Source organism: Streptomyces sp. NPDC058008 (genome assembly GCF_042886395.1).
Taxonomy (GTDB): Bacteria; Actinomycetota; Actinomycetes; order Streptomycetales; family Streptomycetaceae; genus Streptomyces.
In genome coordinates, this window is sequence record NZ_JBHVQX010000002.1 from 40,582 (window position 1) to 52,804 (window position 12,223).

14 protein-coding genes are annotated in these 12,223 nt (G+C 73.0%); 5 read left to right on the top strand and 9 right to left on the bottom strand.

Annotated elements, in window-relative coordinates:
* The first annotated feature begins 58 nt into the window (after positions 1-58).
* From ACFVS9_RS01935 to ACFVS9_RS01950, 4 genes are all read left to right on the top strand, one after another.
* Positions 59-1,531, top strand: a complete 1,473-nt coding sequence (locus ACFVS9_RS01935; protein WP_383117258.1) for an ABC transporter permease — start codon at positions 59-61, stop codon at positions 1,529-1,531.
* 47 nt (positions 1,532-1,578) lie between these two features.
* Positions 1,579-2,262 (top strand): ABC transporter ATP-binding protein, encoded by a 684-nt coding sequence (locus ACFVS9_RS01940; protein ID WP_383117259.1) that lies wholly within the window; start codon positions 1,579-1,581, stop codon positions 2,260-2,262.
* A gap of 292 nt (positions 2,263-2,554) precedes the next feature.
* A complete protein-coding gene (gene gdhA, locus ACFVS9_RS01945) occupies positions 2,555-3,934 on the top strand; it encodes an NADP-specific glutamate dehydrogenase (RefSeq protein ID WP_383117260.1) in 1,380 nt (459 codons plus the stop codon).
* Positions 3,935-4,127: 193 nt separating this feature from the next.
* Positions 4,128-4,493, top strand: coding sequence for a helix-turn-helix domain-containing protein (locus ACFVS9_RS01950; protein WP_389929475.1), 366 nt, complete (start codon positions 4,128-4,130; stop codon positions 4,491-4,493).
* Between the two features lie 29 nt (positions 4,494-4,522).
* Here the strand turns inward: ACFVS9_RS01950 and ACFVS9_RS01955 are convergent, their stop codons facing one another.
* The 6 genes from ACFVS9_RS01955 to ACFVS9_RS01980 all read right to left on the bottom strand — a co-directional run bounded on the left by ACFVS9_RS01955 (position 4,523) and on the right by ACFVS9_RS01980 (position 8,894).
* Positions 4,523-5,131, bottom strand: a complete 609-nt coding sequence (locus tag ACFVS9_RS01955) for a ClpP family protease (protein ID WP_389929477.1) — start codon at positions 5,129-5,131, stop codon at positions 4,523-4,525.
* 1 nt (position 5,132) lies between these two features.
* Entirely contained in the window at positions 5,133-5,771 is a 639-nt protein-coding gene (locus ACFVS9_RS01960) for an ATP-dependent Clp protease proteolytic subunit (protein ID WP_389929479.1), read from the bottom strand.
* 118 nt (positions 5,772-5,889) lie between these two features.
* Complete coding sequence (locus ACFVS9_RS01965) at positions 5,890-6,675, bottom strand: hypothetical protein (protein WP_389929481.1); 786 nt, start codon at positions 6,673-6,675, stop codon at positions 5,890-5,892.
* 114 nt (positions 6,676-6,789) lie between these two features.
* Positions 6,790-7,497: a peptide-methionine (S)-S-oxide reductase MsrA gene (gene msrA, locus ACFVS9_RS01970; RefSeq protein ID WP_389929483.1), complete on the bottom strand. Its 708-nt coding sequence runs from the start codon at positions 7,495-7,497 to the stop codon at positions 6,790-6,792.
* Between the two features lie 79 nt (positions 7,498-7,576).
* Positions 7,577-7,753, bottom strand: coding sequence for a hypothetical protein (locus ACFVS9_RS01975; RefSeq protein ID WP_383117266.1), 177 nt, complete (start codon positions 7,751-7,753; stop codon positions 7,577-7,579).
* A 37-nt stretch (positions 7,754-7,790) separates the two neighbouring features.
* Positions 7,791-8,894, bottom strand: coding sequence for a hypothetical protein (locus tag ACFVS9_RS01980; RefSeq protein WP_389929485.1), 1,104 nt, complete (start codon positions 8,892-8,894; stop codon positions 7,791-7,793).
* A 79-nt stretch (positions 8,895-8,973) separates the two neighbouring features.
* Here ACFVS9_RS01980 and ACFVS9_RS01985 point away from each other — a divergent pair, with 79 nt between their 5' ends.
* On the top strand, positions 8,974-10,119 hold the full coding sequence (locus ACFVS9_RS01985) for a cystathionine gamma-synthase (RefSeq protein WP_383117268.1): 1,146 nt from the start codon (positions 8,974-8,976) through the stop codon (positions 10,117-10,119).
* Positions 10,120-10,238: 119 nt separating this feature from the next.
* Here the strand turns inward: ACFVS9_RS01985 and ACFVS9_RS01990 are convergent, their stop codons facing one another.
* The 3 genes from ACFVS9_RS01990 to ACFVS9_RS02000 all read right to left on the bottom strand — a co-directional run bounded on the left by ACFVS9_RS01990 (position 10,239) and on the right by ACFVS9_RS02000 (position 12,109).
* On the bottom strand, positions 10,239-11,096 hold the full coding sequence (locus tag ACFVS9_RS01990; protein ID WP_389929487.1) for a triphosphoribosyl-dephospho-CoA synthase: 858 nt from the start codon (positions 11,094-11,096) through the stop codon (positions 10,239-10,241).
* Positions 11,097-11,288: 192 nt separating this feature from the next.
* The gene (locus ACFVS9_RS01995) at positions 11,289-11,480 is read right to left on the bottom strand and encodes a DUF1059 domain-containing protein (protein ID WP_383115548.1); all 192 of its coding nucleotides are present in this window, start codon (positions 11,478-11,480) and stop codon (positions 11,289-11,291) included.
* A gap of 98 nt (positions 11,481-11,578) precedes the next feature.
* Complete coding sequence (locus tag ACFVS9_RS02000) at positions 11,579-12,109, bottom strand: MarR family winged helix-turn-helix transcriptional regulator (protein WP_383115547.1); 531 nt, start codon at positions 12,107-12,109, stop codon at positions 11,579-11,581.
* Positions 12,110-12,223: the final 114 nt, after the last annotated feature.

The window sequence follows — 12,223 nt, forward strand, 5'->3', positions numbered from 1 at the left end:
CATCCAGCTCTCATCGCAGCCTTAACTCCTCATCACGCCCGCTCCATATCTTCGCGCCATGTTCTTCACCTACCTCCGGCGCGAGCTGCGCCGCCGCAGAAAGGCGGCGCTCGTCGTCGCCTCGGGGCTCGCCCTCGGCATTGCGCTCGTCATCATCGTCAGCTCGGTCTCCTCCGGCATGAGCAAGGCCCAGGACAAGGTCCTGGAATCGCTGTACGGCCTGGGCACGGACATGACGGTGACCAAGGCCGCGGCCGCACCGGGATCCGGCGGCACCGAGCGCCCCCGGTTCGAGTTCGACGCCAAGGACGACGACGACGCGACCCAGAGCACCGACCGGGTCATGGTCCAGGGCTTCCAGACACTGGCCGCCGGCACCGTCGGCAAGGTCGGCGAGCAGGACGGCGTCGCGGACGCCGTCGGCGGGCTGAGCCTGACGGTCATGAAGGTCGACGGGCAGTTCAAGCGCGGCGAGTTCAAGCAGGACGGGAGCTCCGGGCAGGGCCAGGGCGGACCCGGCGGCGGCCAGGGCGGCGGCCAGCCGCAGGGCCGGGTCGAGGGCGGCGGAGCCTCCTTCGACGTCAACTCCTTCACCGTGTACGGCACCGACGTCACCCAGCAGGACCTCGGCCCGCTGACCTCGTCCAAGGTCACCTCCGGCCGCACCTTCAAGGCCACGGAGACCGACGCCGAGGTCGCGGTGGTCGACTCCGCCTACGCCAAGGAGAAGGAACTCGCGGTCGGCAAGACCGTCACCATCTCCGGCACCGCCTACGCGATCGTGGGCGTCTCCACGGCGGACAGCGGCGACGCCGCCGCCAACGTCTACATCCCGCTGAAGCAGGCGCAGACCGTCGCCGACGCCAAGGACAAGATCACCACGGTCTACGTCCAGGCCGCCGACTCCCAGCAGATCGACACCGTCAAGGCCGCCATCCAGAAGAACATCTCCGGCACGACGGTCACCACCTCCGCCGACCTCGCCGACACGGTGTCCGGCTCCCTCTCCACCGCCTCCGACCTGGCCTCCAGCGTCGGCAAGTGGCTCTCCGTCGCGGTCCTCGTCGCCGCGTTCCTCGTCGCGGGCCTGCTGACGTCCTCGGCGGTCAGCCGCCGGGTGCGGGAGTTCGGCACCCTCAAGGCCCTCGGCTGGAAGAGCGGACGCGTCACCCGCCAGGTCATCGGCGAGGCCCTCGTCAACGGCCTGATGGGCGGAGTCCTCGGTATCGCCATCGGCCTCGCCGGCGCGTACGCCGTGACCGCCATCAGCCCCACCCTCACCGCCCAGCTCGGCTCCACGGGCGGCGGCGGAGGCGGCGGTGGCATGGGCGGCGGCCCGATGGGCGGTGGCGGCCCCGGCCGCCAGACGGCGGCCAAGACCCTCGACATCGCGCTCACCGCACCGGTCTCCCTCACCACGATCCTCGTCGCCGTCGCCCTCGCGGTGGCCGGCGGACTCGTCGCGGGAGCCTTCGGCGGCTGGCGGGCCTCCCGGCTGCGCCCGGCCGACGCCCTGCGCCGCGTCGCCTGACCCCGCCCCGCCCCTCCCCTTCCGTACGTAGCAGCAGGAGTCCACACGTGTACCAGCTCAAGGGCGTCACCAAGCGCTACATGCGCGGCAAGAACCCCGTCGACGCGCTCGCCGGTGTCGACCTGACCATCGAGGACGGCGGCAGGCTCGTCATCCAGGGCCCGACCGGCGGAGGCAAGTCCACCCTCCTCCAGATGCTCGGCGGGCTGGACCGGCCCACGTCCGGCACCGTCGAGCTCGACGGCGTCGACCTCGCCGGACTCCCGGAGTCCCGCCTCACCAAGGTCAGGGCCGAGTCCATCGGCTTCGTCTTCCAGAGCTTCAACCTGATCCCGACGCTCACCGCCCAGGAGAACGTCGAGACCGCGCTGGTTCCCCTCGGCCTCGGGGCGAGGTCCCGCCGTGAACGCGCCGCGGAGGCCCTGGAGTCGGTGGGCCTCGGCGACCGGCCCACCCACCTGCCCAGCGAGATGTCCGGCGGTCAGCAGCAGCGCGTCGCCATCGCCCGCGCCCTGGTCAAGCGGCCGAAGGTGCTCCTCGCCGACGAACCGACCGGCAACCTCGACGAGTCCATGCGCGACGAGATCATGGAACTGCTCGACGGGCTGTGGAAGGAGCACGGACTGACCTTCGTGATGGTCACGCACGACAGCTCCCTCGCCCGCAAGGCGCCCCGGGTGGCGACGATCCGCAAGGGCAAGGTCACCGTGACGGAGAACGCGGCCGCCTGAGCGGCAGGGCGCGGACCTCACAGCCGTCCTCCTCCGGCTGTGAGGTTCGCCACCCGCACGGCCCCGCGGCGCGGGCGCCGTGCGGCCCCCCGGCCCCGGCGGGAACGGGCACGGACGGGCCGGGGCGCGTCCACCGGGGCGGCCGGCCGTGGCCACTATGTGGATGTCGTCCGGGCAAGGCGGGGCCGCACTGCGAGACTTGCCGGGTGCAGCGGCCCCCACGGGCCGGTGGCGCCTCCGGGGACAGGGAGCGCCGACGCGCATGAGCCCACCCACGGAAGGTCTTGATCAGATGCCGGCCAGTTCCGACTCCCTCACCCCGCGCACCGCCGAGAACCGTGTCATCGAGCCGCTGTACGCGGAGATCCTGCGGCGCAACCAGGGCGAGGGCGAGTTCCACCAGGCGGTGCGCGAGGTCCTCGAAACCCTGGGCCCCGTGCTGGCCCGGCGCCCGGAGTTCGTCGACGCCCGCATCATCGAGCGGATCTGCGAGCCCGAGCGCCAGCTCATCTTCCGGGTGCCGTGGTCGGACGACGCCGGTGACATCCACGTCAACCGCGGATTCCGCGTCGAGTTCTCCAGCTCGCTCGGCCCGTACAAGGGCGGGCTGCGCTTCCACCCCTCCGTCAACCTCGGCATCGTGAAGTTCCTCGGCTTCGAGCAGATCTTCAAGAACGCCCTCACCGGCATGCCGATCGGCGGCGGCAAGGGCGGCGCCGACTTCGACCCCAAGGGCCGGTCGGACGCCGAGGTCATGCGGTTCTGCCAGTCGTTCATGACGGAACTCCACCGCCACCTCGGCGAGTACACCGACGTCCCCGCCGGTGACATCGGCGTCGGCGGCCGGGAGATCGGCTACCTCTTCGGCCAGTACAAGCGGATCACCAACCGCTACGAGTCCGGCGTGCTCACCGGCAAGGGCCTCGGCTGGGGCGGCGCCCAGGCCCGCACCGAGGCGACCGGTTACGGCTGCGTCCTCTTCACCGCCGAGATGCTCCGGGTGCGCGGCGAGTCCCTCGACGGCCAGCGCATCGCGGTGTCCGGCTCCGGCAACGTCGCGATCTACGCCGTCGAGAAGGCCCAGCAGCTCGGCGCGACCGTCGTGACCTGCTCCGACTCGGGCGGCTACGTCGTCGACGAGAAGGGCATCGACCTCGGTCTGCTCAAGGAGGTCAAGGAGACCGGCCGCGGCCGGATCTCCGAGTACGCCGAGCGGCGCGGCGGGCACGTGCGGTACGTCGAGGGCACGGGCGTGTGGAACGTCCCCGTCGACGTGGCCCTGCCCTGCGCCACCCAGAACGAACTCCACGAGGCGGACGCCGTCGCCCTCGTACGCAACGGGGTGAAGGCGGTCGCCGAGGGCGCCAACATGCCGACCACCCCCGAGGCCGTCCAGGTCCTCCAGAAGGCGGGCGTCGCCTTCGCCCCCGGCAAGGCGGCCAACGCGGGCGGTGTGGCCACCAGCGCCCTGGAGATGCAGCAGAACGCGTCCCGCGACTCGTGGACCTTCGCCCACACCGAGGAGCGGCTCGCGCAGATCATGCGCCACATCCACGACTCGTGCCACACGACGGCCGAGAAGTACGGCAGCCCGGGCAACTACGTGGCCGGCGCGAACATCGCGGGCTTCGAGATCGTCGCGGAGGCGATGCTGGCCCAGGGCCTGATCTGACCTGCCGCGCCGCACCGCCCGGGGGACCGCCCCGGGCCGTGCGGCGCACGGCGTCCGTCCGCCCCCGGGCAGCCGCCGGTTCCGCCCGTCCGCCCGCGGCGGGGAGGCGACCGCCCTTCTGCCGACAGCAGATCCGCCCGGCGCGCGGGCACTTCCCCTCCCGTACCGGGCCCGCCGCTCCTACGCTGGGGCGATGAGCAGCCCCGCGACCGGCCGAGCCCGTGTCATCCCCCTGCGCCCCGTCCCCGCGACCCCCGCCCCCAGGGAGCCCCTCTGGCGGGACGTCGTCGGGGACGTGCTGCGCCGTGAGCGGCTCGCGCAGAAGCGGACCCTCAAGGACGTGTCCGAGGCCGCCCGTATCTCCATGCCGTACCTCTCCGAGGTCGAGCGCGGCCGCAAGGAGGCCTCGTCGGAGGTCCTCGGGGCGGCTGCCCGTTCGCTCGGGCTCGGCCTGGCGGACGTGCTGTCCCTGGCACAGGACGAGCTCGCCCGCCGCGGCGCGCCCTCCCGTACGTCCCCGGTCCGCGCCTCGACGGTCGAGGTGCGACTGGCCGCCTGATCTCCCCGCGCGGGCGGACGGGGCGTTCGTCAGGCGGCGGCCACCGGGGCCCGTCGGCTGAGGACCTCGTCCGCGAGCCCGTACTCCACCGCCTCCCGCGCCGTGAAGAACCGGTCCCGGTCGGTGTCCGCCCGCAGGGTCGCGGCGTCGTGGGGTGTGTGCCGGGCCAGGACCTCCTCGACCTGCGAGCGGATCCTGAGCATCTCCCGCGCGTGCAGCCGCAGATCGGACACCGTGCCCTGCTGTCCGCCGCTGGCCGGCTGGCCCAGCAGCACCCGGGAGTGCTCCAGGACGAACCGCCGCCCGGGGTCCCCGCCGGCCAGGAGCACCGCCGCGGTCGACGCGGCCTGGCCCACGCAGAACGTCGCGATGGGCGCCGAGACGAAGCTCATCGTGTCGTAGATCGCCATGAGCGAGGTGAACGAGCCGCCGGGCGAGTTGAGGTAGACCGCGATCTCTGCCCCCGGACTCGCCGACTCCAGGTGGAGCAACTGGGCGATGACGACGTTGGCGACCCCGTCGTCGATCTCCGTACCGATGAAGACGATCCGCTCGGACAGGAGCCGGCTGAAGACGTCGTAGGACCGTTCCCCCTGCGGGGTGCGCTCGACGACGTTCGGAATCGTGTACTGGCCCATGTCAGAGTCCCATCCGTCGTCGCGAGCCGGCCGGGCGGACGTCGGCGAGCGACTCGACGACGTGATCGACCATGCCGTACGCCTTCGCCTCCTCCGCCGTGAACCAGCGGTCCCGGTCGCCGTCCCGGGAGATCGTCTCCGCGGACTGCCCTGTGTGGGCCGCCGTGATCCGCTCGACGGCCCGCTTCGTGAACTCGAGGTTCTCCGCCTGGATCGCGATGTCGGAAGCGCTGCCGCCGATGCCGGCCGACGGCTGGTGCATCATGATCCGCGCGTTCGGCAGGGCGAACCTCTTGCCCGCGGTCCCGACGGTGAGCAGGAACTGCCCCATGGACGCGGCGAACCCCATGGCGAGGGTGGAGACGTCGTTCGGGACGAGCCGCATCGTGTCGTAGATGGCCAGCCCCGCCGTCACGGAGCCGCCGGGGCTGTTGACGCAGAGGCTGATGTCGGTGCGCGGGTCCTCGGCGGACAGGAGCAGCAGTTGCGCGCAGACCCGGTTCGCCGAGACCTCGTCCACCTGGGTGCCCAGGAACACGATCCGCTGGGCGAGGAGCCGGGCCGCGAGATGGTCGTCGAACCGTGTCGCCGGTGTGTCCTCTTCGGCGGCGCGTGGGCGGGCAGCGGGGTGGGGCGACATCGGACCTCCCGGTGGTGGGGCGGCCGGTACGGCCGCGTTCCCTCCACTCTTGGCCCACCGGGGCCCCCGCATCACCGATCTCTGCCCGCGGCGGATTCGCCGCGGGCAGAGCGGCCGTCTACTTCACCGCGACCGCGTCACCGGTGGAGACGACCTTCATGGTCGTCGTCGTACCGAGGAACGCCCAGCGCCAGCTGCCCGACGCGGAGGCCTTCACGGTCGTCCGCAGGTTGCCCCTGCCGTCCGTCGTCGCCGTCTTGACCGTGCGGTACGAGCCGCCGGGCTTCTTGTACTGCAGCTTCACCACCTGCCTGGTGAACCCGTGGTACCTGAGATCGGTCCAGTCGGCCCGGGACAGTGTGCCCACGACGGTGAGCGTTCCGCCCTTCCGCACCGGCTCGGGCGCCGCGTCCGTCGTCAGTGTCGCGGCGCGCTTCACCTTGAACGTGGCGATGCGGTCGGAGATCCAGTAGTCCTTGTCGTTGGCCTGGACCGTGGCGTTGACCTGCCAGGTCCCGGCCACCGCGTTGGCGTCCCAGCCCTCGTTGCCGCTTCCGTAGGAGTCGATCCACGACGGGTCGATCTCCATCGTCGCGGTGCACACGGACGTGGTGGAGCTGCTCCTCCTGCACGACGTGCCCAGGTACGACACCGGCCCGTGGGCGTTGGCCGTGTTGAAGGCGGACACGTGCGCCACGCCCTTCACACCCGAGTTGTCCTTGATCGTCATGACGATCGGGAACCGCTTCACGTTCTTGACGCCGACGATCACACTGCCGCCCGCGTTCACGACCGTCCTGACGACCCGGATGTCCCCCCGGCCCTCGGCGTGTGCGGCCGGAGCCGTCACCACCGCGGCGCCCACGGCCGCCACCGCCGCGAGTGCGGCGATCCCTCTGCGCATGTCCCACCCCTGTGTGTCCCCCCGCCCGCAACCGGGCGGGGGGACACAGTAGCGATCACGCGGCCACGGAGGCGCCCGGACTCCCGTCCGCGGACTCCGTGCGGCGGACGGGGCTCAGCTCTCCGTCGGCGCCGGGGCGATGCCCGTCGGGCAGGCACGGCCCCAGTTGGTCTCCGAGGGGGACTCCAGGGTGGCGCCGGTGCCGCCGATGCCGCAGTAACCGTCGGGGTTCTTGTCCAGGTACTGCTGGTGGTACGCCTCGGCGGGCCAGAACGTACGGCCCTGGGCCGGGAGGATCTCCGTGGTGATCGTGCCGAGACCGGCGCCGGTCAGCACCTGCTGGTACGCCTCACGGGACGCCTCCGCGGCCTCCGCCTGCTCGGGGGAGTGGGTGTAGAGGGCCGAGCGGTACTGCGTGCCCACGTCGTTGCCCTGGCGGAAGCCCTGGGTCGGGTTGTGGGACTCCCAGAACAGCTTCAGGAGATCCGCGTAGCTCACGGCCTTCGGGTCGAAGACGACACGGACCGCCTCGGTGTGACCGGTCAGGCCGGAGCAGGTCTCCTCGTACGACGGGTTCTCGGTGGAGCCGCCCTGGTAGCCGACGAGCGTCGTCCAGACGCCCTCCGTCTGCCAGAACTTGCGCTCGGCGCCCCAGAAACAGCCCAGCGCGAAGTCGGCGACCTCCAGGCCCTGCGGATACGGGCCGGTCAGCGGGTTGCCCAGCACCGTGTGGCGGGACGGCACCGTGAATTCGGGGGTGGGGCGGCCGCGCAGGGCCTCCTCGGGGGTGGGGAGCTGCGGGGTGCGGTGGGTCAGGAACATGCGGGGGCTCCTCCGGGGTCGGGGTTCGCTTCGTACAACGTCACGGGGGCGCCGCGGATTCCGGTGGACTGGGTGGGTCTCAGGCCGCCGGGGCCGGGGGGTCGCGGCGCTCATCGCCCTCGCGGCGCCCGTCACCCGCGCGGTCCGCGCCGGCCGGGTACTCGTAGGAGGCCAGGTAGTCGGCCGTCTTCCTGCGGGCCCGCAGCCAGAAGAAGACGGCGAGCCCCAGCAGGATCAGCGGGATCAGTCGTGCCATGGTGTGCCGGTCCAATCCGGAGGGCGGGTGTGCCGGGTCAGTGGAGCAGGGTCGCGGGGCTGCCGCCGTTCGCCTCGTACCCGGCGACGGCCAGCGCCCGGTACACCGTGTACTCGGCGGCCGGGTCGGGGTTCTGGGTCCAGGGCAGGGCGCCGACGTGGCCGTCGATGTGGACGAACTGGTGCATCGCCTCCGACCAGCGCTCCATGCGGACGAGGAAGAGGACCAGCAGGTGCCGGACGTGCGCGAGCACCGGGTCGTCGGCGCGGGCCGCGTGCACCGCGAACATCGCGCCCTCGACCGCCTTCGTCACGACCACGCTGCGGTAGAACCCCTGCACCAGATTGACCTCGGGCAGGTGCTCGTACAGTGCGAAGAGCGGCAGCGCGGCGAGCAGCGAGCCCTGCGGGGCGCGGGCGGCGGCAGCCGTGGCGAAGCGCTCGGCCTCCTCCCGGGAGCCGTGCCACTTCTCGCACCAGAAGTGCAGCGCCGCGATGTGCGCGCCCATGTGCCCCGGGGCCCGGTCGATGATCTTCGCCCAGGCCTGGTCGAACTGCTCGTGGGAGTAACCCAGGCCGCGCGCGACGGCCAGCTCCACGATGTAGGGGACGGGGTCGCCGGGAGCCAGCAGGGCCGCCTCACCGCAGACCGTACGGGCCTCCTCCAGGATGATGCGGAAGTCGTCCGTGCCCACCGTGCCGGTGCGCCACGCCTGCTGCACCAGGAACTCCGCGTGCACCGCCGCCGCGCCCGCGTCCTTCGGGGCCTCGGCGCGCCACGCCCTGAGCCACGCCCCGCCGGCGCCGGGCCGCTGCGCCAGCTCCAGGGAGGCCGCACCGGCGAAGGCCTGCACCCGCTGCCAGCGGATCTCGCTCTCCTTGGGCGTGCCCGCGAGCAGCTGGGAGGCCGCCTTCCAGCTCTGGGTGGCCTGGACGACGTCGAGGACGTCGAGCAGGTCCTGGTCGGGACCCGGCATCCGGACGTCGAGCTCCTCCTGGCGTGCGAAGCCGTACGTATCCGGGTCGGCCGCGTCGGGCGAACCGGGCGCGACCTGGCGGATACCGCCACGGCGACGCAGCATGATCGGGCCGACGACGGCGCCGAGCATGCACAGGGCGAGCAGGAACCACAGAATCTCCATGCGGTCCATTGTCCCCGGACGGGTAACCGGGCGGCGAGTGGCCCGTGACACCCCTCCTGACGAACTACGCTCGGGCCCCATGAGCGACCAGCACAGCTTCGAGACCCTTGCGATCCACGCCGGCAACACGGCGGATCCCCTCACCGGCGCGGTGGTCCCGCCGATCTACCAGGTGTCCACGTACAAGCAGGACGGCGTGGGCGGGCTGCGCGGCGGTTACGAGTACAGCCGCAGCGCCAACCCCACCCGCACCGCGCTGGAGGAGAACCTGGCGGCACTGGAGGGCGGCCGTCGCGGGCTCGCCTTCGCGTCGGGCCTCGCCGCGGAGGACTGCCTCCTGCGTACGCTGCTGACCCCCGGTGACCACGTCGTCATCCCGAACGACGCCTACGGCGGCACGTTCCGGCTGTTCGCCAAGGTGGCGTCGCGCTGGGGCGTGGAGTTCTCGGTCGCGGACACCTCGGACGTCGGCGCGGTGCGGGCCGCCCTCACCCCGCGCACCAAGGTGGTCTGGGTGGAGACGCCGTCCAACCCGCTGCTCGGCATCACCGACATCGCCGCCGTCGCCGGGGTGGCACGGCAGGCGGGCGCGCGGCTGGTCGTCGACAACACCTTCGCCAGCCCCTACCTCCAGCAGCCGCTCTCCCTCGGCGCCGACGTCGTGGTGCACTCCACCACGAAGTACATGGGCGGCCACTCGGACGTCGTCGGCGGCGCGCTCGTCGTCGGCGACCCGGGGCTGGCCGAGGAACTGGCCTACCACCAGAACGCGATGGGTGCGGTGGCCGGGCCGTTCGACGCGTGGCTGGTGCTGCGCGGCATCAAGACCCTGGCGGTCCGCATGGACCGCCACGACGAGAACGCGACGAAGGTCGCCGACCTGCTGACCCGGCACCCCAAGGTGACCCAGGTCCTCTACCCGGGGCTGCCGGAGCACCCGGGGCACGAGATCGCCGCCAAGCAGATGAAGGCCTTCGGCGGGATGGTGTCGTTCCGGGTCGCGGGCGGCGAGGAGGCGGCGGTGGAGGTCTGCAACCGCGCGAAGCTCTTCACGCTCGGGGAGTCGCTCGGGGGCGTCGAGTCGCTCCTGGAGCACCCGGGCCGCATGACGCACGCGTCCGCGGCGGGCTCCCCGCTGGAGGTGCCGGCCGACCTGGTCCGGCTCTCCGTCGGCATCGAGAACGCCGACGACCTGCTGGCCGACCTGACGCAGGCACTCGGCTGACGGGCGGCCCCTCCGGCGGCCGGGCGAGCCCCGGCCGCCGGAGGGGCACGCGGCGCTGTGCCGGGCGCACCGTGGCGGCGCCGGCCGTCCACCCGGCGGTTCCGCAGCCTCCCCCGCGTTCAGCAGATCCGGTCGAGGAACAGCGCCGCCGCGAACAGCGGTTCGCTGCCCCCGGCCCGCAGGCCGCGCGAGCGGAGCTCCTCGTCCAGGGCGTACAGCGCTTCGCGCCCTGTGGCCGTGCCCGTGCCCCCGGCGTCCAGGACGGTGCGTGCCCCGCTCTGGACGAGCCGCAGCCCGTGCGGGCCCGCACGGTAGAGGAGACCGGTGTCCTGAAGGGTGCTCATGACGCCCAGCAGTGCGTCCAGCCGGGCGTCCTCCTCGTCGGTCCCCCGGCCCCGCGAGCCGCGCAGTGCCTCCAGGGCACGCCGGGCGTGCGGGAATCCGGCCCGCGCCTCGCCCTTCGCCCCGGCGGCTCCGTAGCGCGCGGAGACCGAGGAACCCGGCGACGGGACACGGGGCGCCCCGCGGTCGCGGAGCAGGGCCAGCGATCTCGCCGTCGCTGTCACCTCGGCGGCCGCCGCCCCCTCGTCCAGGGCCGCCGCCGAGACCAGGAGCCCCAGGGCCCAGACCGCTCCCCGGTGCTGCCGGGTGCCGCACGCGGCCACCCGTGCCGTCCGTTCGGCGGCCCTGCCGATCGCCCCCAGTTCCTCCCGGAGCCGGCCGGTGGCCGCACCGGTGCGCGCCGCGGCCCCGGCCATCGCCGCGAGACCCGGACGCAGCGCGAGGGCCGCCCAGCGGGCCGTGGCGGCGTCGGGCGCCCCGGGACCCGGGCCGGCGCGGTCCGTCAGCCCCGGGGTGGGGGTGAGGGCGACCGCTTCGACCAGGGCGCTCACGGCCGCCTCCGCGAGGCGCGCCGCCCGGGCCGCCGTGCTGTCCGCCGTCAGGGCCTTCCGCCCGCCCGCACCGCTCTCGTCCATGGCCGGGACGGTACGGCGGCCACCTGGGCTTCCCCCGTGCGACGCCTGTGGCCCGGCTGTGCGGACGACGGCCCGCGCCGCTCGCCCCCGGCCCAGGCTCTTCGCGCCCCCGCCGACGCCGTACCGCCCCCGCACAGCCGACGTCCGGCGGCCGGGAGTGTGCTCCCGGCCGCCGGACGGTGCGTACCACGCTCAGACGGCGACCTTCTCGTCCTCCAGCGTGCCGCGGATCTGCTCGCGCAGTTCCGGGCTGTCCGTGTGCTCGTGGACCGAGACCGCGTGTTCGGCTGCGGCCCGGACCACCTCGTCCTCCTCACCGGAAATGGTGAGCGTGCAGTGCGAGACGCTCGGATACCTGCGGCAGTCGGCGATCTTCCGTGTCATCACGGCCTCCTCGACTCGCGGGTCCAGTCCCTTCCAGCGTAGGCCCGCGGAACGCGGGGGACAGCCGGGCGGGGCGGCCGGGACCGCGGGTCGGCCGGTCAGTTCTCCGGGGTCTGCTGGGCCGCCGTCTGCCGCGCAGCCAGCGAGGCGTTGAACCGGGTGAGCAGCGTGCAGAAGGTGTCCCGCTCCTCCGGGGTCCACTCGCCGGTCACCTGCGACATCAGCTCACGCCGGGAGGCGCGGACCTCCTCCAGGCGGGACTGGCCGCGGGGGGAGAGCTGGAGCACCACGGCACGCCCGTCCTCCGGGTGCGAGGTGCGCTTGACCAGGCCGGTGTCGACGAGCGGCGCGACCTGCCGGGTCACGGTCGAGGAGTCGATCCCCATACCCGCGGCCAGCGCCTTGACGCCCATGGGGCCTTCCACGTCGAGCCGGTTGAGCAACAGGTAGGCCGCCCGGTCCATCGAGTTGCGGACCTGGCCGACACCGCCGAGGCGGGTCTGCTCGGCACGGCGGGCGAACACGGCCACCTGGTGCTGGAGGGTGTCGAGGAGGTGGTCCGTTCCCGGATGTCCGGGGGCCGTGCCCCCGGAAGGAGACGCAGCAGTCGTCATGTCCTGAGGGGGCATGGCCGGGGGCTCTCTTCGTGCGGTGTCGGATGGGTGGGGGACAGAGTACGCGGCCACGGGGCAACGTGTAGCAGCGCTGCACAAACCTGTGGACACCACCGCAGGCCGCCCTGA

What these genes read in the sequence shown, in the direction of transcription:
- ACFVS9_RS01960 (WP_389929479.1), bottom strand. Translation starts at nt 5,771, where the DNA reads ATGTCGCCCCACCCCGCTGCCCGCCCACGCGCCGCCGAAGAGGACACA.
- ACFVS9_RS01985 (WP_383117268.1), top strand. Translation starts at nt 8,974, where the DNA reads ATGAGCGACCAGCACAGCTTCGAGACCCTTGCGATCCACGCCGGCAAC.
- ACFVS9_RS02000 (WP_383115547.1), bottom strand. Translation starts at nt 12,109, where the DNA reads ATGCCCCCTCAGGACATGACGACTGCTGCGTCTCCTTCCGGGGGCACG.
- ACFVS9_RS01980 (WP_389929485.1), bottom strand. Translation starts at nt 8,894, where the DNA reads ATGGAGATTCTGTGGTTCCTGCTCGCCCTGTGCATGCTCGGCGCCGTC.
- ACFVS9_RS01995 (WP_383115548.1), bottom strand. Translation starts at nt 11,480, where the DNA reads ATGACACGGAAGATCGCCGACTGCCGCAGGTATCCGAGCGTCTCGCAC.
- gdhA (WP_383117260.1), top strand. Translation starts at nt 2,555, where the DNA reads ATGCCGGCCAGTTCCGACTCCCTCACCCCGCGCACCGCCGAGAACCGT.
- ACFVS9_RS01955 (WP_389929477.1), bottom strand. Translation starts at nt 5,131, where the DNA reads ATGGGCCAGTACACGATTCCGAACGTCGTCGAGCGCACCCCGCAGGGG.
- msrA (WP_389929483.1), bottom strand. Translation starts at nt 7,497, where the DNA reads ATGTTCCTGACCCACCGCACCCCGCAGCTCCCCACCCCCGAGGAGGCC.
- ACFVS9_RS01990 (WP_389929487.1), bottom strand. Translation starts at nt 11,096, where the DNA reads ATGGACGAGAGCGGTGCGGGCGGGCGGAAGGCCCTGACGGCGGACAGC.
- ACFVS9_RS01965 (WP_389929481.1), bottom strand. Translation starts at nt 6,675, where the DNA reads ATGCGCAGAGGGATCGCCGCACTCGCGGCGGTGGCGGCCGTGGGCGCC.
- ACFVS9_RS01950 (WP_389929475.1), top strand. Translation starts at nt 4,128, where the DNA reads ATGAGCAGCCCCGCGACCGGCCGAGCCCGTGTCATCCCCCTGCGCCCC.
- ACFVS9_RS01935 (WP_383117258.1), top strand. Translation starts at nt 59, where the DNA reads ATGTTCTTCACCTACCTCCGGCGCGAGCTGCGCCGCCGCAGAAAGGCG.
- ACFVS9_RS01975 (WP_383117266.1), bottom strand. Translation starts at nt 7,753, where the DNA reads ATGGCACGACTGATCCCGCTGATCCTGCTGGGGCTCGCCGTCTTCTTC.